The following is a 21275-nucleotide window of genomic DNA, read 5'->3' as shown; positions in this document are numbered from 1 at the left end:
CTACTCTGTCAGTCCAGCGTCAGACGGGCGAACCCGCCGCTCAGGATGCGTACTTGGCGCGCACTTCGTCGGAGACGTTCTGCGGCACCTGCTCATAATGGTCGAACTGCATCGTGTACTGCGCCCGCCCCTGGGTCATGGACCGCAGCGTGTTCACGTAGCCGAACATGTTGGCCAGCGGGACGAACGCCTGGATGATCTGGGCGTTGCCCCGGGCTTCCGTGCCGCGGATCAGGCCGCGGCGGGAGTTCAGATCGCCGATCACGTCGCCCATGAAGTCTTCCGGCGTCAGGACCTCGACCTTCATCACGGGCTCGAGCAGCACCGGCCCCGCCTTCTGCAGACCTTCGCGGAAGGCCGCGCGCGAGGCGATTTCGAACGCCAGAACGCTCGAGTCGACGTCATGGAACGCGCCGTCGATCAGGCGAACCTTGTAGTCGATAACCGGGAACCCGGCGATCACACCGGAATCCGACACCGACGCGACGCCCTTCTCGACACCCGGGATGTATTCCCGCGGAATCGAACCGCCGACGATCTCGGACACGAACTCGCGGCCCGCGCCGACCTCGTTCGGCTCCAGAACGATCTTCACGCGGGCAAACTGGCCCGAACCGCCGGTTTGCTTCTTGTGGGTGTAGTCGATCTCGGCCGACTTCGAGATCGTCTCCCGGTAGGCGACCTGCGGCTGGCCAACGTTCGCCTCGACCTTGAACTCGCGCCGCATGCGGTCGACGATGATGTCGAGGTGAAGCTCACCCATGCCCTTGATGATCGTCTGGCCCGACTCCTGGTCGGTCGAGACGCGGAAGGACGGATCCTCCTGCGCCAGACGCTGCAGGGCGTTGGCCATCTTCTCCTGGTCGGCCTTCGTCTTCGGCTCCACCGCGATCTCGATGACCGGATCGGGGAACTCCATCGACTCCAGCACGACCGGCTTCAACGGATCGCACAGCGTTTCGCCCGTCGTGGTCAGCTTGAGACCGGCAAGCGCGACGATATCGCCGGCGAAGGCTTCCTTGAGCTCCTCGCGGTGGTTCGCGTGCATCTGCAGCATCCGGCCGATGCGCTCACGCTTGTCCTTCACCGAGTTGAGCACCGAGTCGCCCGAGCGCAGCACGCCCGAATAGATGCGCACGAAGGTCAGCGACCCCACGAACGGATCATTCATGATCTTGAACGCAAGCGCGGCAAACGGCTCCTCGTCGGAGGTCTTGCGAACGACCTCTTCCTCGGCATTGTCCGGCTTGAAGCCCCGCACGGACGCAACGTCGGTCGGCGCGGGCAGAAAGTCGACAACCGCATCGAGAAGCGGCTGCACGCCCTTGTTCTTGAACGCAGAACCGCACATCACGGGCACGAACTTGAAGGTGTTTGTGCCCTTGCGGATGAGACGGCGGATCGTCGCGTGATCCGGCTCGTTCCCCTCGAGGTAAGCTTCCATCACGTCGTCGTCGAGATCGACGATTGTCTCGAGCATCTTGCCGCGCCACTCCTCAGCCTGCGCCAGCAGGTCCTCGGGGATGTCGACGGTGTTGAACTTCGCGCCCAGCGTCTCGTCTTCCCAGATGATCGCCTTCATCTCGATGAGGTCGATCACGCCGCGGAAATCGCTCTCCGCGCCGATCGGGAGTTGCAGCGCAACCGGGTTGGCCGCGACGCGCGACTGCAGCATCTCGACGCAGTTGAAGAAGTCGGCGCCGATCTTGTCCATCTTGTTGACGAACGCGATGCGGGGAACCTTGTACTTGTCGGCCTGGCGCCACACCGTCTCGGTCTGCGGCTCCACACCCTGGTTGCCGTCGAGCACGCAAATCGCACCGTCGAGCACGCGCAGCGAACGCTCGACCTCGATCGTGAAGTCGACGTGGCCCGGAGTGTCGATGATGTTCACGCGGTAGCGGATGCCATCACGGCCCGGCCAGAAGGCGGTCGTCGCGGCGGACGTGATGGTGATGCCGCGCTCCTGCTCCTGCTCCATCCAGTCCATCGTCGCGGCGCCCTCGTGCACCTCGCCGATCTTGTGGCTGCGGCCGGTATAGAAGAGAACGCGCTCCGTCGTCGTCGTCTTGCCGGCATCGATGTGCGCCATGATGCCGATGTTGCGATAGAGCGAGAGGTCTGTCTCGCGAGCCATGGTGTCCTGCCTTTCGCCTCGTCCCGTACCGGGTAGGGCCGTCCAGATATCCGTCGATTACCAGCGGTAGTGGGAGAAGGCGCGGTTCGCCTCTGCCATCTTGTGGGTGTCTTCGCGCTTCTTCACCGCGTTGCCGCGGTTGTTGGCAGCGTCGACCAGCTCACCCGAAAGCCGGTCAACCATGGTCGGCTCGGACCGCGCCCGCGCCGCCGTGATCAGCCAGCGGATCGCCAGCGCCTGGCGGCGCTCGGTGCGCACCTCGACCGGAACCTGGTAGGTCGCACCGCCGACACGGCGGGACCGCACCTCGATCGCCGGGCTTACGTTGCCCATCGCTTCGTGGAACACGTCGATCGGGTTCTTGCTCGTCCGCTCGGAGATCCGGTCGAACGCGCCGTAGACGATGCCTTCCGCCGCCGACTTCTTGCCGTCGCGCATCAGGTTGTTCATGAACTTCGCAACCACGATGTCGCCGAACTTGGCGTCGGGAAGGATTTCCCGCTTCTCTGCACGATGCCGCCGTGACATGCGCGCCCCTCCTTACTTCGGCCGCTTGGCGCCGTACTTCGACCGGCGCTGCTTGCGATCCTTGACGCCTTGCGTGTCGAGCACGCCGCGAACGATGTGATAGCGCACGCCCGGAAGGTCCTTCACGCGGCCACCGCGGATCAGCACCACCGAGTGCTCCTGAAGGTTGTGACCTTCGCCCGGGATATAGCCGATCACCTCGTAGCCGCTCGTCAGGCGGACCTTGGCCACCTTGCGCAGCGCCGAGTTCGGCTTCTTGGGCGTCGTCGTGTAAACGCGGGTGCACACGCCGCGGCGCTGAGGGCACGCCTCCAGCGCCGGAACCTTGTTCCGGTCGACCGGAGCCTTCCTCGGCTTGCGGATCAACTGATTGATCGTCGGCATCCTGCTCGCTCTGCTCTCCAGGGCTTGCGCCCAACAAAAAAACATCAGCGCACGTCGGGATGATCCCGCGGCGCTTGCCATTCAGAGGACGAAGCCCAAAAGCCCCGTCATGTTCCGACCTTTTGCAGCTTTCTGTCGGGGCCGTTTGGTGGCAGCCACGTACCCCGCCGTAAAAGGTGCGCGGATACTATGGGTGGCCCCCTGCCCCGTCAAGCCCTGTTTGCGAAATCTTCAGAAGCTGAAAATTCCCCGGAAATCCTGGGGCCTGAAAGGCGACAGGGGGCAGCGCGGGCCGCCCCCTGTCCCTGTTCTTCAAGCCTTCCGGCCGCCAGTCAGGCCGCGCTCGATTCCGAGTCGCCCTCGGCTGCACCGGCATCGCCGAGGGCGCGCGCCTGCGCCTCCTCGCGCGCCGCGAGGATGTCGCGGTCGCGCTGCCCTGCAACGCGGCGGAGCGTATTCATCATCGCACCCGTCCCCGCGGGGATCAGACGGCCGACGATGACGTTCTCCTTGAGGCCGTCGAGCGTGTCGACCTTGCCGATCACCGACGCCTCGGTCAGCACGCGCGTGGTCTCCTGGAACGAGGCCGCTGAGATGAACGAGCGGGTCTGCAGGCTGGCCTTGGTGATGCCGAGCAGAACCGGCGTCCCGGTGGCCGGACGGTAGCCCTCGCGCTCGGCACGGGCGTTCACCTCCTCCAGCTCCTGCACGTCGACCTGCTCTCCCGCCAGCAGCGTGGTCTCGCCGCCGTCGGTGATCTCGACCTTCTGCAGCATCTGGCGAACGATCACCTCGATGTGCTTGTCGTTGATCTTCACGCCCTGCAGCCGGTAGACGTCCTGGATCTCGTTGGTGAGGTAGCGGGCTAGCTCCTCCACCCCGAGCACGGCCAGGATGTCGTGCGGCGCCGGATTGCCGTCGAGCAGATAGTCGCCACGGGAGATGAAGTCCCCCTCCTGCACGGCGATGTGCTTGCCCTTCGGCACCAGGTATTCGATCGGCTCGCGACTCTCGTCCGCCGGCTCGATGATGATGCGGCGCTTGTTCTTGTAGTCCTTACCGAACCGCACGGTGCCGTCGACATCGGCGATGACCGCGTGATCCTTGGGACGGCGTGCCTCGAACAGCTCAGCCACGCGCGGCAGACCGCCCGTGATGTCGCGCGTCTTGGCGCTTTCCCGCGGAATCCGCGCAAGGACGTCGCCCGCGTGGACCTGCTGGCCGTCCTCGACCGAGAGGATCGCGTCCACCGAGAGGAGATAGAGCAGCGGATTGCCGTTCTCGTGCCGGACCGGCTCCCCCTTGTCATCCACCAGCGCGATGGCTGGACGCAGGTCGCCGCCGCGCGCGTTGGAGCGCCAGTCGACCACGACGCGGCTGGAGATGCCCGTCGCCTCGTCCGTCACTTCACGGACCGACACGTTCTCGACGAGGTCGATGAACTTCACCTTGCCCGAAAGCTCGGTGATGATCGGCAGCGTGTAGGGATCCCACTCGGCCACGCGCTGGCCGCGCTTGACCTTGTCGCCCTCGGCCACGATGAGGCGGGAACCGTAGGCGAGCTTGTAGCTCGCCCGCTCCTTGCCATGCGTGTCGCGCACGACGAGCAGCGTGTTGCGGTTCATCACGACCGCGCGGCCCTGGCTGTCCGAAACGATGGACTTGTTCTGCAGCTCGACCGTGCCCTCCTGCGAGGTTTCCACGAACGACTGCTCCGCCACCTGGGCGGTGCCGCCGATGTGGAAGGTGCGCATGGTCAGCTGCGTGCCCGGCTCGCCGATCGACTGGGCGGCGATGACGCCCACCGCCTCGCCGATGTTGACCGGCGTGCCGCGCGCGAGGTCGCGGCCATAGCACTTGGCGCAGACACCGTTCTTGGTGTCGCAGGTCAGCACCGAGCGGATGAGGACGGACTGGACGCCCAGCTCGTCGATGGTCTCCGCCATCGTCTCGCCGATCTCGTCGCCCGCCTTCACCAGGACCTCGTCGGTCGCGGGGTGCACGACGTCCTCCGCCGCCGTCCGGCCGAGCACACGCTCACCGAGGGATTCGACGACTTCGCCGCTCTCGATGATCGCCTGCACCGTCAGGCCGCGCGAGGTGCCGCAGTCGACCTCGCGGATGATGCAGTCCTGCGCCACGTCGACCAGGCGGCGGGTCAGGTAGCCCGAGTTCGCCGTCTTGAGCGCCGTGTCCGCGAGGCCCTTGCGCGCGCCGTGCGTGGAGTTGAAGTACTCCAGCACCGAGAGGCCTTCCTTGAAGTTCGAGATGATCGGCGTCTCGATGATCTCGCCCGACGGCTTGGCCATCAGGCCGCGCATGCCGGCAAGCTGCTTCATCTGGGCTGGCGAACCGCGCGCCCCGGAGTGCGACATCATGTAGATCGAGTTGGTGTCCTTGACGCGCCCGCTCTCCGGGTCCGTCTCCACCGCCTGGATCTTCTGCATCATGGCCGCCGCAACCGCGTCGGTGCACTTCGCCCAGGCGTCGACCACCTTGTTGTACTTCTCGCCCTGCGTGATGAGGCCGTCGAGGTACTGCTGCTCGAACTCCTTCACCAGCGCGCGCGTCTTCTCGACGAGGTCGTGCTTCTCCTCGGGGATGACCATGTCGTCCTTGCCGAAGGAGATGCCCGCCCGGCAGGCGTGCGCGAAGCCCAGCTTCATCAGACGGTCGCAGAAGATGACCGTCTCCTTCTGGCCCGTGTGCCGATAGACGGTGTCGATGACCGCGCCGATGTCCTTCTTGGTGAGAAGGCGGTTGACGATCTCGAACTTGACCTTCGGGTCGCGCGGCAGCAGTTCGGCGATGAACATGCGCCCCGGCGTCGTCTCGACCCGGCGGACGATCGGGTTGCCGTCGTCGTCGACGGTCTTGTAGCGGGTCTGGATCTTCGAGTGCAGCGTGATCGCACCCGTCTCCAGCGCCTGCTCGATCTCCGCCATGCTGGAGAACGCCATCCCCTCGCCCGGCTCGTTCGGCCGGTCGAGCGTCAGATAATAGATGCCGAGGACGATGTCCTGGCTCGGCACGATGATCGGCTTGCCGTTCGCCGGGCTGAGAATGTTGTTCGTCGACATCATCAGCACGCGGGCTTCGAGCTGAGCCTCGAGCGACAGCGGCACGTGGACCGCCATCTGGTCACCGTCGAAGTCGGCGTTGAACGCCGCGCAGACGAGCGGGTGCAGCTGGATCGCCTTGCCCTCGATCAGCGTCGGCTCGAACGCCTGAATGCCGAGGCGGTGCAGCGTCGGCGCGCGGTTGAGCAGGACCGGATGCTCGCGGATCACCTCCTCGAGCACGTCCCACACCTCCGGACGCTCCTTCTCGACGAGCTTCTTCGCCTGCTTCACGGTCGCGCTGAGGCCCTTGGCGTCGAGGCGCGAGTAGATGAAGGGCTTGAACAGTTCGAGCGCCATCTTCTTCGGCAGGCCGCACTGGTGCAGCTTCAGCTCCGGGCCGACCACGATGACCGAACGGCCCGAATAGTCGACGCGCTTGCCGAGCAGGTTCTGGCGGAAGCGGCCCTGCTTGCCCTTGAGCATCTCCGCGAGCGACTTCAGCGGACGCTTGTTGGCGCCGGTGATGACGCGGCCGCGCCGGCCGTTGTCGAACAGCGCGTCCACGGCCTCCTGCAGCATCCGCTTCTCGTTGCGGATGATGATGTCGGGCGCGCGCAGTTCCATCAGCCGCTTCAGGCGGTTGTTGCGGTTGATGACGCGGCGGTAGAGATCGTTGAGGTCCGACGTCGCGAACCGGCCGCCGTCGAGCGGCACCAGCGGGCGCAGCTCCGGCGGGATGACCGGCACGACGGTCAGGATCATCCATTCCGGCCGGTTGCCGGATTCGATGAACGCCTCGACCAGCTTGAGCCGCTTGATGATCTTCTTCGGCTTCAGCTCGCCCGTCGCCTCGGCCAGGTCGACGCGCAGCGTGTCGCGTTCCTGCTCGAGGTCCATGTTGACAAGGATCTCGCGGATCGCCTCGGCGCCGATGCCGGCGGTGAAGCTGTCCTCGCCATATTCATCCTGGGCGGAGATGTAATCTTCCTCCGACAGAAGCTGCTTGGGCTTCAGCGGGGTCAGGCCCGGCTCGATCACGATGTAGTTCTCGAAATAGAGAACCCGCTCGAGATCCTTGAGGGGCATGTCGATCAGCAGGCCGATCCGGCTCGGCAGCGACTTCAGGAACCAGATGTGCGCGACGGGCGAGGCCAGCTCGATGTGGCCCATGCGCTCGCGCCGGACCTTCGACAGCGTGACCTCGACGCCGCACTTCTCGCAGATGATGCCGCGGTATTTCATGCGCTTGTACTTGCCGCACAAGCACTCGTAGTCCTTCACCGGACCGAAGATCCGGGCGCAGAACAGGCCGTCCCGCTCCGGCTTGAAGGTGCGGTAGTTGATCGTCTCCGGCTTCTTGATCTCGCCGTACGACCAGCTCAGGATCTTCTCGGGACTCGCGATCGAGATCTTGATCTGGTCGAAGGTCTGCGGGGTCGCCGCAGGATTGAAGACGTTCATCAGGTCCTGGTTCATGAGGACTCCTCTCTGGCGTCGCTCTGGGCAGCCAATCAGTATTCAGCCGAATCGATCAGCTCGACATTGAGGCCGAGCGAGCGCATTTCCTTGACGAGAACGTTGAAGCTTTCGGGGATACCGGCTTCGAAATTGTCCTCTCCGCGGACGATCGACTCGTAGACCTTCGTGCGGCCGGCAACGTCGTCCGACTTCACGGTCAGCATTTCCTGCAGCGTGTAGGCCGCACCGTAGGCCTGCAGCGCCCACACCTCCATCTCGCCGAAGCGCTGACCGCCGAACTGCGCCTTGCCGCCCAGCGGCTGCTGGGTCACGAGGCTGTAGGGGCCGATGGAGCGCGCGTGGATCTTGTCGTCCACGAGGTGGTGCAGCTTCAGCATGTAGATGTAGCCGACGGTCACCTTGCGCTTGAACGCCTCGCCCGTGCGCCCGTCGTAGAGCGTCACCTGGCCCGAGGAATCGAGCCCGGCCTCGCTCAGCGCGTTAACGATGTCCTCCTCGCGCGCGCCGTCGAACACCGGCGTCGCGATCGGCACACCCGTCTGGACGTTGCGTGCGGCCTCGATGACCTCGTCCTCGCCGCGGCCATCGAACGCGTCCTTGTAGACGTCCTCGCCATAGACCTTCTGCAGCGCCTCGTGCACGGCCCCGGTGTCACCGGTGCGCTGCCACGCCTCGACCGCCACGCGGACCTGCCGGCCGAGACCGGCCGACGCCCAGCCCATGTGCGTCTCGAGGATCTGGCCGACGTTCATGCGCGAGGGCACGCCCAGCGGGTTCAGCACGATGTCGACGGGCGTGCCATCCTCGAGATAGGGCATGTCCTCGACCGGGATGATCTTGGAGACGACACCCTTGTTCCCGTGGCGGCCAGCCATCTTGTCGCCCGGCTGCATCTTGCGCTTCACGGCGATGAAGACCTTGATCATCTTCATCACGCCCGGCGGCAGTTCGTCGCCGCGCCGCACCTTCTCGACCTTGTCCTCGAAGCGGCGGTTCAGCCGGTCGGTCGACTGGTCGAACTGGGCCTTGAGCGCCTCGATCTCGGCCATGACCTGGTCGTCGGCGATGGCGATCTGCCACCATTGCCCGCGCGAAAGCTCGCCCAGCATCTCCTCGGTGACCGGCGCCTTGGACTTCACGCCCTTCGGCCCCTTCGCCACTTCCTTGCCGAGCAGGATCTCCTTCAGGCGACCGTAGATCGACCGCTCGAGGATGGCGCGCTCGTCATCGCGGTCCTTTGCCAGCCGCTCGATCTCGTCACGCTCGATCTGCTGGGCGCGCTCGTCCTTGTCGACGCCGTGGCGGTTGAACACGCGCACCTCGACCACCGTGCCGGAGACGCCCGGGGGCAGCCGCAACGAGGTGTCGCGCACGTCCGACGCCTTCTCGCCGAAGATCGCGCGGAGCAGTTTCTCCTCCGGCGTCATCGGGCTTTCGCCCTTCGGCGTGACCTTGCCGACCAGGATGTCGCCCGCCTCGACCTCGGCACCGACATAGGTGATGCCGGCCTCGTCGAGATTGCGCAGCGCTTCCTCGCCCACGTTCGGGATGTCGCGGGTGATCTCCTCCGGCCCGAGCTTGGTGTCGCGGGCCATCACCTCGAACTCCTCGATGTGGATCGAGGTGAGGACGTCGTCGCGCACCACGCGCTCCGACAGCAGGATGGAGTCCTCGAAGTTGTAGCCGTTCCACGGCATGAAGGCGACGAGCATGTTGCGGCCGAGCGCAAGCTCGCCCAGGTCCGTCGACGGGCCGTCGGCGATAATGTCGCCCGCCTGCACCTTGTCGCCCACCTTCACCAGCGGACGCTGGTTGATGCAGGTGTTCTGGTTGGAGCGCTGGAACTTCAGCAGACGGTAGATGTCGACGCCTGGCCTTGCCGGATCCTTCTCCTCGGTCGCGCGGACCACGATCCGGGTCGCGTCCACCTGCTCGATCACGCCCGTGCGGCGCGCGGCGATGGCGGCGCCGGAATCGCGGGCCACGACAGCCTCCATCCCGGTGCCGACGAGCGGCGCCTCGGCGCGCACCAGCGGCACGGCCTGGCGTTGCATGTTCGAGCCCATGAGCGCGCGGTTGGCGTCGTCGTTCTCGAGGAACGGGATGAGCGCCGCGGCCACCGAAACGAGCTGCTTCGGCGAGACGTCCATGTACTCGATCTGGTCCGGCGTCGTCATGGTGAAGTCGCCGCCGGTCCGGCACGACACGAGATCGCGGACGAAGCGGCCGTTCTCGTCGAGGTCGGCGTTCGCCTGGGCGATCGTGTAGCGGCCTTCCTCCATGGCGGAGAGATAGACCACGTCATTCGAGACCTGGCCGTCCTTCACCTTGCGGTACGGCGTCTCGATGAAGCCGTACTTGTTTACGCGCGCATAGGTCGCGAGCGAGTTGATGAGGCCGATGTTCGGACCTTCCGGCGTCTCGATCGGGCAGATCCGGCCGTAGTGCGTCGGGTGCACGTCCCGCACCTCGAAGCCCGCCCGCTCCCGCGTGAGGCCGCCCGGCCCGAGCGCGGATAGGCGCCGCTTGTGCGTCACTTCCGACAGCGGGTTCGTCTGGTCCATGAACTGCGACAGCTGCGAGGAACCGAAGAATTCCCGCACCGCGGCCGCCGCCGGCTTGGCGTTGATCAGGTCCTGCGGCATGACCGTGTCGATCTCGACGGAGCTCATGCGCTCCTTGATCGCGCGCTCCATGCGCAGCAGGCCGATACGGTACTGGTTCTCCATCAGCTCGCCGACCGAGCGCACCCGGCGGTTGCCGAGGTGGTCGATATCGTCGATCTCGCCGCGCCCGTCGCGCAGGTCGTGCAGCGCCCTCACGACGGCCAGGATGTCTTCCTTGCGCAGCGTGCGGACCGTGTCCGCGGCGTCGAGTTCGAGGCGCATGTTCATCTTCACGCGGCCGACCGCGGAAAGGTCGTAGCGCTCGGAATCGAAGAACAGACCGTGAAACAGCGCCTCCGCCGTCTCGAGCGTCGGCGGCTCGCCCGGGCGCATCACCCGGTAGATGTCGATCAGCGCCTGCTCGCGCCCGTCGTTCTTGTCGATGGCCAGCGTGTTGCGCAGGTGTGCGCCCTTCGACACGTGGTCGATGTCGAGCACCGCCAGCTCGTCGTAGCCCGCCTCGACCAGGGCAGCGATCTTGTTGACGTCCAGCTCGTCGCCGGCCTCGACATAGACCTCGCCCGTCTCCGGGTTGATCAGGTCCTCGGCAACGTAGCGGCCCGCCAGTTCCTCGTCGGTTACGAGGACATCGTCGAGTCCCTCTTCCTTCAGCTTGCGGGCCAGGCGCGGTGTGATCTTCTTGCCCGCTTCCGCCGCGACCGAGCCGTCCTTGGCGTTGATAAGGTCGTGGGCGAGCTTCACGCCGCGCATCCGGTCGGGGTGGAAGGGCGTCGCCCAGCCGTTCTTCACCTTCCGGTAAACGGCGGCGTCGTAGAAGTTCTTGAGGATCTCCTCGCGGTCCATGCCGAGCGCATAGAACAGCGTCGTCACCGGCAGCTTGCGGCGCCGGTCGATGCGGACGTGCAGGATGTCCTTGGCGTCGAATTCGAAGTCGAGCCAGGAGCCGCGATACGGGATCACGCGCGCGGCGAACAGCAGCTTGCCCGAGGAGTGCGTCTTGCCCTTGTCGTGGTCGAAGAACACGCCCGGCGAGCGGTGCATCTGCGAGACGATCACGCGCTCGGTCCCGTTCACGATGAACGTGCCGTGCTGCGTCATGAGCGGCATGTCGCCCATGTAGACGTCCTGCTCCTTGATGTCCTTCACGGACTTCGCGCCGGTGTCCTCGTCGACATCGAACACGATGAGGCGAAGCGTCACCTTGAGCGGCGCGGCATAGGTCATGCCGCGCTGCATGCACTCGTCCATGTCGAACTTCGGCGCCTCAAACTCGTAGCGCACGAACTCCAGGATCGCAGTCTCGGAGAAGTCCTTGATCGGGAACACCGACTTGAAGACCCCGTTCAGACCGTCGTCGCCGCGCTCCTCATGGGTGGTGTCCATGAGCAGGAATTGATCGTACGAGCTTTTCTGGACCTCGATCAGGTTCGGCATGCGCGCGACCTCGGGGATGTGCCCGAAATGCTTGCGAACCCGCTTCACGCCGGAAAAGGTTTCAACCTTCGTCATGTCCTGCCTCGCTCAGCGTCTGCCGGCCCAAAATCTGCCGGCGGAAACAATCGAATATGTAAAAACGCAAATGCCTGTTCCAAAACGCAGGCGGACGGCCCCGGGAGAACCCTCCCGGAGCCGCCGCCGCATTGGGTCGGGGGCCAGTGACAAGATGCGGCCCACCGATCTCTTTACTTCAGCTCGACCTTCGCGCCGGCTTCTTCGAGCTGCTTCTTGATCTTCTCGGCCTCGTCCTTGGAGGCGCCTTCCTTCACAGGCTTCGGCGCGCCCTCGACCAGGTCCTTGGCTTCCTTGAGGCCGAGGCCCGTGATCGCACGGACTTCCTTGATGACGTTGATCTTCTTGTCGCCGGCATCGGCGAGGATCACGTCGAACTCGGTCTTCTCCTCGGCGGCTTCCGCAGCCGCGCCCGGAGCGGCCGCAGCCGCAACCGCGACCGGAGCCGCGGCAGAGACGCCCCACTTCTCCTCGAGCATCTTGGAAAGCTCGGCGGCTTCCATGACGGTCAGCGAGGAGAGTTCTTCAACGAGTTGTTCCAGCTTAGACATTTCTCAGTTTCCTTAGACGCTTGAACCCTGACGCAAAGACCGCCTCTCAGGCGGCGTCCTTCGTGGCGTAGGCGTTGAGCACGCGCGCCACCTGGCCGCCCGGCGCCTGAAGCACCGCGGCAACCCGGCTTGCGGGCGTCTGCAACAGGCCGACGAGCTTGGCCCGCAGTTCGTCGATCGACGGCAGCGAGGCAAGTGCCTTCACCCCATCCGCATCGAGCGCCTGCTGACCGAGCGCGCCACCGATGATCACGAGCTTCTCCTTCTTCTTGGAGAACTCACTGACGACCTTCGGTGCGGCCACGGGATCCGCGGACCAGGCAATCGCCGTGGGGCCCGTCAGGAGCCCGCCGATCGATGCCACGTCCGTGCCTTCGAGAGCGATCTTGGCGAGGCGGTTCTTGATGACCTTGAAGTTCGCCCCCGCATCACGGATCTGCACGCGCAGGTCCGTCATTTCGGCGACGGAGAGCCCGGAGTAGTGCGTAACCACTACCACGCCGGCCTCGGAAAACACCCGACCGAGCTCCTCGACCTGTGCTTTCTTCTCGGCTCTATCCACCTCTCGCTCCACACTTCAGGACGGCGGGGCTCATTCCCCGTCCGCCCGCTTCGGGACCGCCGCAAACCCGCCGAAACGGATGTGCGGCGCGCTAGCCTGTCCCAGGGCTCAAGCCGTCCGGGCCGTTCCCAGCCCCAAAAACTTGCAACCCTGTCTATTGCAGGCAGACATTAAGTCCCTCGGGCAAACCCTTGAGACACCTGCAGTCTCGGACAGGAGGCGAGGCGCATCCGGCGAACCGGCCGCGCCCCTCCACCGGCGTCTCAGGCGCTTGCCACGCTCGAGACGTCGATCCGCACGCCGGGCCCCATCGTGGAGCTCAGCGCAACCTTCTTCACATAGGTGCCCTTGGCACCCGTGGGCTTCGCCTTCACGACCGCGTCGACGAAGGCCCGGATGTTCTCTTCCAGCTTGTCCGCGTCGAACGAAGCCTTGCCGACGCCGGCGTGCACGATCCCCGCCTTCTCGACGCGGAACTGCACCTGGCCGGCCTTGGCGCTGTCGATGGCGCCCTTGACGTCCGGCGTCACGGTACCGACACGCGGGTTCGGCATCAGGCCGCGCGGGCCCAGCACCTTGCCGAGGCGGCCGACGAGGCCCATCATGTCCGGCGTCGCGATGCAGAGATCGAAGTCGATCTTGCCGCCCTGGATCTGCTCGACCAGCTCCTCGGCCCCGACGATGTCGGCGCCCGCCGCCTTCGCCTCGTCCGCCTTGTCGCCGCGCGCGAAGACCGCGATGCGCACCGTCTTGCCCGTGCCATGCGGCAGGGCGCAGACGCCGCGAACCATCTGGTCGGCGTGGCGCGGATCGACGCCGAGGTTCACGGCGACCTCGACCGTCTCGTCGAATTTCGCGTTCGCGTTCGCCTTCACGAGGCTGATCGCCTCACCCAGCGGGTAAAGCTGACGGGCATCTACGCCCGACTTCAGTGCATTGAGGCGCTTTCCGATCTTGGCCATGGTCAGTCCCTCACCTCGAGGCCCATCGAACGCGCGGAGCCGATGACCATCTGCATGGCGGCCTCGACGTCGTTTGCGTTCAGATCCTTCATCTTGGCTTCGGCGATCTCGCGCACCTGCGCCATCGTCACCGAGCCGGCGCCTTCGCGGCCCGGGGCCTTGGAGCCCTTGCCGACGCTGGCTGCCCGCTTCAGGAAGAAGCTCGCCGGCGGCGTCTTCATCGCGAAGGTGAAGGACTTGTCCTGGTAGACGGTGATCACGACCGGAATCGGCATGCCCGGCTCCATGCCCTGGGTCTGGGCATTGAACGCCTTGCAGAATTCCATGATGTTCAGGCCGCGCTGACCCAGCGCCGGACCGATCGGCGGGGACGGGTTGGCCTTGCCGGCAGGCACCTGCAGCTTCAGGCTGCCGACGATCTTCTTCGCCATAGCTCACAACTCCCTTCAAATCCGGCCCGGAAGCGCCCGGGCCCGTTCAGTTCCCCGAAGGGTGCGTGGTCCGGCCACCCCCGCCCCTGGCGACAAGGACGGATGCGCCTCCCACGCGGACGACGGTCAGGTCTTCTCGACCTGGCCGTACTCCAACTCGACCGGGGTAGCCCGGCCGAAAATCGAAACGGCGACCTTGACCCGCGACCGCTCCTCGTCGACCTCCTCGATGAGGCCGGAGAAGGACTGGAACGGGCCATCGATCACGCGCACCTGCTCGCCCACCTCGAAGGACACGGACGGCTTCGGCCGCTCCACGCCTTCCTGGACCTGGTGCATGATGTTGGCGACCTCGCGCTCCGAGATCGGCATGGGCTTCTTGCCGGAGCCCAGGAAGCCGGTCACGCGCGGCGTGTCCTTCACCAGGTGATAGGTGTCGTCGGTCATCTGCATCTTGACGATGACGTAACCGGGGAAGAAGCGCCGCTCGGCCTTCACCTTCTGGCCGCGGCGCACCTCCACCACGTCCTCGGTCGGCACGAGGATCTCCTCGAACTTGTCGTCGAGGCCCTTGCGGTGCGCCTCCTCGCGGATCGATTCCGCCACCTTTTTCTCGAAGTTCGAGTAGGTGTGGACGATATACCACTGATGCGTCATCGACTTCCCTGCGCCTCAGCCGCCAAGACCAAGAATCGTGCGGACCGCAAAGCTGACCACCTGATCCGTGAGCAGGAAGAAGACGGCCATCACCGCGACCATGATAAACACCATCACCGTGGTGATCGCGGTCTCCTTCCGCGTCGGCCAGGTGACCTTGTTCGCTTCCTGCCGGACCTGCTGGGCAAACTGTCCGGGGCTTGGTTTGGCCATCGTCTACCCTCAATGCGCAATGGCGCGACACGCCAGCTTTCCCGCGGCGCCGCGCCGTCACTCGAAAGTCCGGTCCCGCCACACTCCGGTCGGAGGTGGCAGGGGCGGAGGGACTCGAACCCCCGACCTGCGGTTTTGGAGACCGCTGCTCTACCAACTGAGCTACACCCCTGCAAGCGAATTCTCACTTCAGGCCGGCGCTTCTTACCGAACCGGGGCGGCCACGGCAAGGCCGAATCGTGCCCTTTCGGAGGCCTGCAGCCGCCCCCTGCCCGGTCCCGCCGAAGACGCGAGGGCGCCCCCGCCCGGTATTCCGGGTGGAGGCGCCCAAGGTGTCGCGGCGTGAGCTGCCCCGGCCGGTTTGTTTTGGCCGGGGGCGCTCTCGTTCCTTCGTGTTACTCGATGATCGCGGCGACGACGCCGGCGCCGACCGTGCGGCCGCCTTCGCGGATCGCAAAGCGCAGCTTCTCTTCCATCGCGATCGGCGCGATCAGCTCGACCTCCATCGCGATGTTGTCGCCCGGCATCACCATCTCCACACCCTCGGGAAGGTGAACCACGCCCGTCACGTCCGTCGTCCGGAAGTAGAACTGCGGACGGTAGTTCGTGAAGAACGGCGTGTGACGCCCGCCCTCTTCCTTCGTCAGGATGTACGCTTCCGCCTTGAACTTCGTGTGCGGCTTCACAGAGCCCGGCTTGCACAGCACCTGGCCGCGCTCCACACCCTCGCGGTCCACACCCCGCAGCAGCGCGCCGATGTTGTCGCCAGCCTCGCCCTGGTCAAGCAGCTTGCGGAACATCTCAACGCCCGTGACCGTCGTCTTCGTCGTCGGGCGGATGCCCACGATCTCGACTTCCTCGCCCACCTTCACCACGCCGCGCTCAACCCGGCCCGTGACGACCGTGCCGCGGCCCGAAATCGAGAACACGTCCTCGATCGGCATCAGGAACGGCTGGTCCTTCGGACGCTCCGGCTGCGGAATGTAGGCGTCAACCGCACGCATCAGCTCCAGGATCGCGTCGTGGCCGATCTCCGGGCTCCGGTCCTCCAGCGCGCACAGCGCAGAGCCCTTCACGATCGGAATGTCGTCCCCGGGGAAGTCGTACGAGCTCAGAAGCTCCCGAACTTCCATCTCCACAAGCTCCAGAAGCTCCTCGTCGTCGACCATGTCGACCTTGTTCAGGAACACAACCAGAGCCGGAACGCCAACCTGGCGCGCCAGCAGAATGTGCTCGCGCGTCTGGGGCATCGGGCCGTCAGCAGCAGAAACAACCAGGATCGCGCCGTCCATCTGCGCCGCGCCCGTGATCATGTTCTTCACATAGTCCGCGTGGCCCGGGCAGTCGACGTGCGCGTAGTGACGGTTCTCCGTCTCATACTCCACGTGCGCCGTCGAAATCGTGATCCCCCGCGCCTTCTCCTCAGGTGCCTTGTCGATCTGGTCGTACGCCGAATAGGTCGCCCCACCCGTCTCCGCAAGAACCTTCGTGATCGCTGCCGTCAACGAGGTCTTCCCATGGTCAACGTGACCAATCGTCCCAATGTTGCAGTGCGGCTTCGTCCGCTCAAACTTGCTCTTCGCCATGGTACTTCCCTGATTTGACCGGCATTGCACAAGGGTGGCCGCAGCGGGCCCATCCCCCAGCGGCTGACTAGGGGCGGCGTTTAGGTCGAAATTCCGCAAAATTCAAGTGCCGATGGGCGAGGACGCGCGCGATTGCCCGCATCGGGGCCGCACGCGCGGCGGATGGAGCGGGTGAAGGGAATCGAACCCTCGTCGTCAGCTTGGAAGGCTGCTGCTCTACCATTGAGCTACACCCGCGCCTTGGCGCGCCCGCGGCGGCACCGGCCGGGATGCATGGCCCTAGTGCGCGGATGGTGGAGGGGGTTGGATTCGAACCAACGTAGGCAAAGCCAACGGATTTACAGTCCGTCCCCTTTAACCACTCGGGCACCCCTCCGCCCGCGCAACCGAAGCCAGAACTCCGGCTGAGGCCGGGGAACTATCCTTCCTGACGAAGGTGTGTCAAGCCCCGCCCGGCCGAATTCCGCACCGGGCGGCGGGGCACCCCGTCAGAAGGGCCTGATCCGCCGTTCGAGCATGCCAAGCTCGAGCTTCGCCTCGTGCGCGATGGAACGGGCGTGGGCAAGGCTCGCCAGCCGCATCGCAGGCTTCATCAGGAAGAAGGCGCTGCCCACGATGAAGCACCAGACGGCGAAATCTGCCCATGACGGCCAGAGGAATGCGACGCTTCCGGCGAGGAACAGGATGGCGGCGAGAAAGTCCGCCGTCAGGCGCAACAGGGCGTAGGCGCTCTCGACGTCCCGTACCCTGCGGCCCACGTCTTTTCGGCGTACGTCGCTCTGCATCATCTCTTCCGTCATCTCCGCCCCTTCCCTGTCGAGTGCCGGTCAGGCCGCCGCAAGAGAGCCTCGCGCACCCGCTGGCACGCAGCCCCGGGATCGGCTATCCCTTTCGCCCATGCGACCGAAGAAAGTCTCCCGCCGCGATATCCGTTCCCATGCCGCCCGCCACGGTCCGAAAGGCCCGCAGCGTCCCGCCGGCCATGGCGGCTGGATCTGGGGCACCCATGCAGTGCTGGCCGCGCTCGCCAATCCGGCGCGGCGGGTGCGCCGCATCGCCGGCACGCCCGCCATGCTCGATCAGGCAGCCCCGCACCTCGCCGCCGACCATCCCAAACCCGAATCGATGGAGGCACGCGACCTCGACCGCCTCCTCGGGCCGGGCACGGTGCACCAGGGACTCGCGATCGAGGCGGCGGACCTGCCCTCCGTCGCGCTGTCGGACATTGCCCGGCGCGAAGGGCCCGTCCTCGTCCTCGACCAGGTTACCGACCCGCACAATGTGGGCGCGATCCTGCGCAGCGCGGCCGCCTTCGGCGTCGCGGGCGTGGTGATGCAGGAGCGGCACTCCCCCCCGCTCTTCGGCGCGCTTGCGAAGGCCGCGTCCGGTGCGGCGGAAACCGTCGCGATCGCGCGGGAAACCAACCTCGCCCGCGCGCTGGAGGAGCTTGCCGACCTCGGCTACTGGCGAATCGGGCTGGCGGGCGGCTCTTCTGCCAGGCTCGACACCGTGGAGATGGGCGCACGCGTGGCCTTGGTACTGGGCGCGGAGGGCACGGGTCTTCGGCGCCTCACGGCGGAAACCTGCGACCTGCTCGCCCGCATTCCGATGAGCGAGGCGATGGAAAGCCTCAACGTCTCCAATGCCGCCGCCATCGCACTCTACGACCTGTTCCGGCGCAGCCACCCCGCCGCCGGAACAGGACCCTGAGCGTCAGAACATCGGAACGCCGACCCAGCGCCCGAACAGCGCGGGCTCGGACCGGGCAAGACGGATGCGCGCGAACTGGGGCCCCTGCCCCTTCCGGTAGTCGCGGAACTCGCAGAACGCGAAGGCGCGGCGTCCATCGTCATTGTCGAGCGTGGCGACCACGCCGGTCGCGAGATAGGTGCCCCTGGGCTCCCGCTCCTCGATCCGGCCAAGCTCGCCCCTTTGTACCTTGCGGTTGAGAGCCTGCGACAGCGCCTCGATCCAGTTGGCATCGTCGAGCGAGGGGTCGAGCAGGTAATCGACCATCAGGGCCACGTGACCGTCGCTGAAGCCGTGCCGGATGGAGGGCGCGGGCGCCCGGCGCGCGGCGATCTCGGTCACCGCGCCGGTACAGGCGGCGGCCAGACGCTCCAGGTCCTCGGCGGAGAGGTCGATTTCCTTGCGCTGCGGCTCGGGCTGGCCACCCTGCTGCTGCGCGCCGCCCTGGGACTGCTGCGCCAGCGCCGGCGCGCCCGCGGGCAGAGCGAGCGCAAGGCAGAGGGCGAGCGGGATCAGGCGGGCACGGGGCATCGTCAGGTCACGCATGGGTTCAGGCATCCTCTCCTCCGAAGCGGGCTTTCCAGCTGGCGATCTGTTCGTCGTCGAGCTTGGCGAACAGCACCTCCGGCACGCTGATGGCCGCACCGGGCGAAAGTTGGGCAGCCGCGTCCGCAACGCTCTCCGGCCAGCCGGACGCGGTCCCGCCGGGTGCAAGCGCGCCGGCGACGCGGTCCGCGGTCTCCGGCACGAAGGGCCGCGCCAGCGTTGCGAACAGCACGCCAAGGTTCAGGGCGAAACGTATCGACGCCCCTGCCGCCACGGAATCGGCCTTGAAGACCGTCCAGGGTGCCGCCTTCTGGAGGTATTCGTTGCCCGTGACCCAGATCGCGCGCAGCTCCTGCGCGGACTTGCGGAACTCCATCGCCTCCATGTGGCCGGTCAGCGCGCCGAGTCGGGTCTCCAGCGCAGCGATCGTCTCAAGCTCCAGCGGGCCGTAGTCGCCGCCCTCGGGCACTTTCGCATCGAACCGGGCGGCACAGAACTTCGCCACGCGGTTGACGAAATTGCCGAACACGTCGGCGAGGTCGCGATTGATGGCGGACTGGAACTGCTCCCAGGTGAAGTTCGAATCGTCCGATTCCGGCGCGTTCGCAAGCAGGTACCAGCGCCAGTAGTCGGCTGGCAGAAGCTCTAGCGCGTGGTCCATGAACACGCCGCGCTTGCCGGAGGTCGAGAACTTGCCCCCGTAATAGTTCATCCAGTTGAGGCCCTTGATGTAGTCCACGACCTTCCACGGCTCGCCGGAGCCGAACAGCGTCACGGGAAAGCCGACCGTGTGGAAGGGCACGTTGTCCTTGCCCATGAACTGGATGTAGCGCACGTCGCCGGCGCCCTGGTCCTCGCGCCACCAGCGCCGCCAGTCGCCGCCCGTGGCGTCCGCCCACTCCATCGTCGCGCCGATATATTCGATGGGCGCGTCGAACCAGACGTAGAACACCTTGCCCTCGAAGCCGGGACGCACCTCGCCCTTGTAGGCGACCGGGATGCCCCAGTTGAGGTCGCGGGTGATGCCGCGGTCGTTCAGCCCCTCGTCCAGCCACTTCTTCGCGATGGAGGTGACGAGCAGCGGCCAGTCGGTCTTGCTGTCGATCCACGTGCGCAGCCGGTCGACCATCAGCGACTGGCGCAGGAAGAGGTGCTTCGATTCGCGGATCTCGATGCGGGTGGAGCCGGAAACCGCCGAGCGCGGCCCGATCAGGTCGGTCGGGTCGAGCACGCGCGTGCAGCTTTCGCACTGGTCGCCGCGCGCCCGCTCGTAGCCGCAATGCGGGCAGGTGCCGATGACGTAGCGGTCGGGCAGGAAGCGCCCGTCGTCGATGGAATAGACCTGGCGCGTGGTCACCTCCTCCAGCAGCCCGTTCTCGTCGAGCTTCTTGTAGAGGTGCTGCGTGATATCGTGGTTCTGTGAGGAGTGCGAGCGGCCGAACCAGTCGAAGGAAAGGCCGAACCGGAGTCCCAGACCCTTCTGTACCTCGTGCATCTGCGCGCAATAGTCCTCGACGGGAAGGCCCGCCTCGTGCGCGGCAAGTTCCGCCGGCGTACCATGCTCGTCGGTCGCGCAGATCAGCATGACTTCGTGGCCGCGCGAGCGGGCAAAGCGGGCATAGGCATCGGCCGGCAGCATGGAGCCGACGAGATTGCCCAGGTGCTTGATGCCGTTGATGTAAGGGAGCGCGCTGGTGATCAGGATGCGGGCCATGCGTGGGACTCTCTCTTCGAAGGGGCGGCGCCGGGCGCGAGATATAGAGGATTGCACGCCCGAACGCATCCCCTGAGCGCGCGAGGACCGAAGGCGGCGCGCATGGCCGTCACGCGAGGGGACGCGCACGCGCACAGGCGGAGCAAACCGCGCCCGCAGAGGAAGGCATCTGGCCAGCTGCGCCGCGATCGGCTAAAACGCGCGGCATCGCCCGGGAGGCAATGGTGCGCGTCAAATTACGGACGCCCCGACCCGGCCCCGGCGCCGGCTTAGCTCAGTTGGTAGAGCACCTGATTTGTAATCAGGGGGTCGGGGGTTCAAGTCCCTCAGCCGGCACCAATATTATTGATACATAATAATGATTTATTGGAATTCCTCAAAGGCCACAAAAGGTGATTTTGACGATGGGGTAACATGTGGGGTAACAGCAAACATAACTCGCAGCCCCTCACCCGCAGAATTGGCAGCTGCCCTTAGCCCGACTACGGATGCCGCGCGAGGGTTTCGCCGCACAGCCTTGGGCACCGATACAAGCTTGGGGAGACGCCAAAATGAGCCGGATACAATTAAGCTTGGGG

Annotated in this window: 16 protein-coding genes and 4 tRNA genes; 2 read left to right on the top strand and 18 right to left on the bottom strand. The window is 65.8% G+C overall.

The genetic code is table 11. The features are described from left to right. Window positions 1-40: 40 nt before the first annotated feature. The 16 genes from fusA to NJQ99_RS01980 form a co-directional block, all read right to left on the bottom strand. The gene (gene fusA, locus NJQ99_RS02055) at window positions 41-2137 is read right to left on the bottom strand and encodes an elongation factor G (RefSeq protein WP_269331134.1); all 2097 of its coding nucleotides are present in this window, start codon (window positions 2135-2137) and stop codon (window positions 41-43) included. A 57-nt stretch (window positions 2138-2194) separates the two neighbouring features. Next, on the bottom strand, window positions 2195-2665 hold the full coding sequence (gene rpsG / locus NJQ99_RS02050) for a 30S ribosomal protein S7 (protein ID WP_269331133.1): 471 nt from the start codon (window positions 2663-2665) through the stop codon (window positions 2195-2197). 12 nt (window positions 2666-2677) lie between these two features. Next, window positions 2678-3049 carry a 30S ribosomal protein S12 gene (gene rpsL, locus NJQ99_RS02045; protein ID WP_269331132.1) on the bottom strand — a complete coding sequence of 124 codons (372 nt, stop codon included), beginning with the start codon at window positions 3047-3049 and terminating at the stop codon, window positions 2678-2680. A gap of 332 nt (window positions 3050-3381) precedes the next feature. Then, a complete protein-coding gene (rpoC, locus tag NJQ99_RS02040) occupies window positions 3382-7587 on the bottom strand; it encodes a DNA-directed RNA polymerase subunit beta' (RefSeq protein ID WP_269331131.1) in 4206 nt (1401 codons plus the stop codon). Between the two features lie 35 nt (window positions 7588-7622). Continuing rightward, on the bottom strand, window positions 7623-11726 hold the full coding sequence (rpoB, locus tag NJQ99_RS02035; protein ID WP_269331130.1) for a DNA-directed RNA polymerase subunit beta: 4104 nt from the start codon (window positions 11724-11726) through the stop codon (window positions 7623-7625). A gap of 173 nt (window positions 11727-11899) precedes the next feature. After that, window positions 11900-12277 carry a 50S ribosomal protein L7/L12 gene (rplL, locus tag NJQ99_RS02030; RefSeq protein WP_269331129.1) on the bottom strand — a complete coding sequence of 126 codons (378 nt, stop codon included), beginning with the start codon at window positions 12275-12277 and terminating at the stop codon, window positions 11900-11902. 46 nt (window positions 12278-12323) lie between these two features. Then, window positions 12324-12839: a 50S ribosomal protein L10 gene (gene rplJ, locus NJQ99_RS02025; RefSeq protein ID WP_269331128.1), complete on the bottom strand. Its 516-nt coding sequence runs from the start codon at window positions 12837-12839 to the stop codon at window positions 12324-12326. A 263-nt stretch (window positions 12840-13102) separates the two neighbouring features. After that, entirely contained in the window at window positions 13103-13801 is a 699-nt protein-coding gene (gene rplA / locus NJQ99_RS02020; RefSeq protein WP_269331127.1) for a 50S ribosomal protein L1, read from the bottom strand. 2 nt (window positions 13802-13803) lie between these two features. Then, complete coding sequence (gene rplK / locus NJQ99_RS02015; protein WP_269331126.1) at window positions 13804-14232, bottom strand: 50S ribosomal protein L11; 429 nt, start codon at window positions 14230-14232, stop codon at window positions 13804-13806. Between the two features lie 126 nt (window positions 14233-14358). Then, complete coding sequence (nusG, locus tag NJQ99_RS02010; RefSeq protein ID WP_269331125.1) at window positions 14359-14889, bottom strand: transcription termination/antitermination protein NusG; 531 nt, start codon at window positions 14887-14889, stop codon at window positions 14359-14361. Between the two features lie 15 nt (window positions 14890-14904). Continuing rightward, a complete protein-coding gene (gene secE, locus NJQ99_RS02005; protein ID WP_269331124.1) occupies window positions 14905-15102 on the bottom strand; it encodes a preprotein translocase subunit SecE in 198 nt (65 codons plus the stop codon). A 96-nt stretch (window positions 15103-15198) separates the two neighbouring features. After that, a tRNA-Trp gene (locus NJQ99_RS02000) sits at window positions 15199-15274 on the bottom strand. A gap of 223 nt (window positions 15275-15497) precedes the next feature. Next, window positions 15498-16688 carry an elongation factor Tu gene (gene tuf / locus NJQ99_RS01995; protein WP_269331123.1) on the bottom strand — a complete coding sequence of 397 codons (1191 nt, stop codon included), beginning with the start codon at window positions 16686-16688 and terminating at the stop codon, window positions 15498-15500. 163 nt (window positions 16689-16851) lie between these two features. Beyond that, window positions 16852-16925 (bottom strand) — tRNA-Gly (locus tag NJQ99_RS01990). A 54-nt stretch (window positions 16926-16979) separates the two neighbouring features. After that, window positions 16980-17064: transfer RNA gene (locus NJQ99_RS01985), tRNA-Tyr, on the bottom strand. 112 nt (window positions 17065-17176) lie between these two features. Continuing rightward, window positions 17177-17488 carry a YrhK family protein gene (locus NJQ99_RS01980; RefSeq protein ID WP_269331122.1) on the bottom strand — a complete coding sequence of 104 codons (312 nt, stop codon included), beginning with the start codon at window positions 17486-17488 and terminating at the stop codon, window positions 17177-17179. Between the two features lie 97 nt (window positions 17489-17585). Here NJQ99_RS01980 and rlmB point away from each other — a divergent pair, with 97 nt between their 5' ends. Next, entirely contained in the window at window positions 17586-18398 is an 813-nt protein-coding gene (gene rlmB, locus NJQ99_RS01975; RefSeq protein ID WP_269331121.1) for a 23S rRNA (guanosine(2251)-2'-O)-methyltransferase RlmB, read from the top strand. Between the two features lie 3 nt (window positions 18399-18401). On the opposite strand, the gene NJQ99_RS01970 is transcribed toward rlmB, so the two are convergent. Then, window positions 18402-18983, bottom strand: a complete 582-nt coding sequence (locus tag NJQ99_RS01970; RefSeq protein WP_269331120.1) for a hypothetical protein — start codon at window positions 18981-18983, stop codon at window positions 18402-18404. 4 nt (window positions 18984-18987) lie between these two features. Beyond that, window positions 18988-20697, bottom strand: a complete 1710-nt coding sequence (gene metG, locus NJQ99_RS01965; RefSeq protein ID WP_269331119.1) for a methionine--tRNA ligase — start codon at window positions 20695-20697, stop codon at window positions 18988-18990. Window positions 20698-20960: 263 nt separating this feature from the next. Between metG and NJQ99_RS01960 the strand changes: the two genes are divergently transcribed. Beyond that, a tRNA-Thr gene (locus NJQ99_RS01960) sits at window positions 20961-21036 on the top strand. Window positions 21037-21275 lie beyond the last annotated feature (239 nt).

The sequence above is a fragment of the Futiania mangrovi genome (genome assembly GCF_024158125.1).
GTDB lineage: Bacteria > Pseudomonadota > Alphaproteobacteria > Futianiales > Futianiaceae > Futiania > Futiania mangrovi.
Note: the sequence above shows the minus strand (reverse complement) of the source record. Positions and strands in the feature narration are given on the sequence as shown.

What these genes read in the sequence shown, in the direction of transcription:
- rplA (WP_269331127.1), bottom strand. Translation starts at nt 13,801, where the DNA reads ATGGCCAAGATCGGAAAGCGCCTCAATGCACTGAAGTCGGGCGTAGAT.
- metG (WP_269331119.1), bottom strand. Translation starts at nt 20,697, where the DNA reads ATGGCCCGCATCCTGATCACCAGCGCGCTCCCTTACATCAACGGCATC.
- NJQ99_RS01970 (WP_269331120.1), bottom strand. Translation starts at nt 18,983, where the DNA reads ATGCGTGACCTGACGATGCCCCGTGCCCGCCTGATCCCGCTCGCCCTC.
- rplK (WP_269331126.1), bottom strand. Translation starts at nt 14,232, where the DNA reads ATGGCGAAGAAGATCGTCGGCAGCCTGAAGCTGCAGGTGCCTGCCGGC.
- secE (WP_269331124.1), bottom strand. Translation starts at nt 15,102, where the DNA reads ATGGCCAAACCAAGCCCCGGACAGTTTGCCCAGCAGGTCCGGCAGGAA.
- rpsL (WP_269331132.1), bottom strand. Translation starts at nt 3,049, where the DNA reads ATGCCGACGATCAATCAGTTGATCCGCAAGCCGAGGAAGGCTCCGGTC.
- rpoB (WP_269331130.1), bottom strand. Translation starts at nt 11,726, where the DNA reads ATGACGAAGGTTGAAACCTTTTCCGGCGTGAAGCGGGTTCGCAAGCAT.
- rplL (WP_269331129.1), bottom strand. Translation starts at nt 12,277, where the DNA reads ATGTCTAAGCTGGAACAACTCGTTGAAGAACTCTCCTCGCTGACCGTC.
- fusA (WP_269331134.1), bottom strand. Translation starts at nt 2,137, where the DNA reads ATGGCTCGCGAGACAGACCTCTCGCTCTATCGCAACATCGGCATCATG.
- tuf (WP_269331123.1), bottom strand. Translation starts at nt 16,688, where the DNA reads ATGGCGAAGAGCAAGTTTGAGCGGACGAAGCCGCACTGCAACATTGGG.
- NJQ99_RS01980 (WP_269331122.1), bottom strand. Translation starts at nt 17,488, where the DNA reads ATGACGGAAGAGATGATGCAGAGCGACGTACGCCGAAAAGACGTGGGC.
- rpoC (WP_269331131.1), bottom strand. Translation starts at nt 7,587, where the DNA reads ATGAACCAGGACCTGATGAACGTCTTCAATCCTGCGGCGACCCCGCAG.
- rlmB (WP_269331121.1), top strand. Translation starts at nt 17,586, where the DNA reads ATGCGACCGAAGAAAGTCTCCCGCCGCGATATCCGTTCCCATGCCGCC.
- nusG (WP_269331125.1), bottom strand. Translation starts at nt 14,889, where the DNA reads ATGACGCATCAGTGGTATATCGTCCACACCTACTCGAACTTCGAGAAA.
- rpsG (WP_269331133.1), bottom strand. Translation starts at nt 2,665, where the DNA reads ATGTCACGGCGGCATCGTGCAGAGAAGCGGGAAATCCTTCCCGACGCC.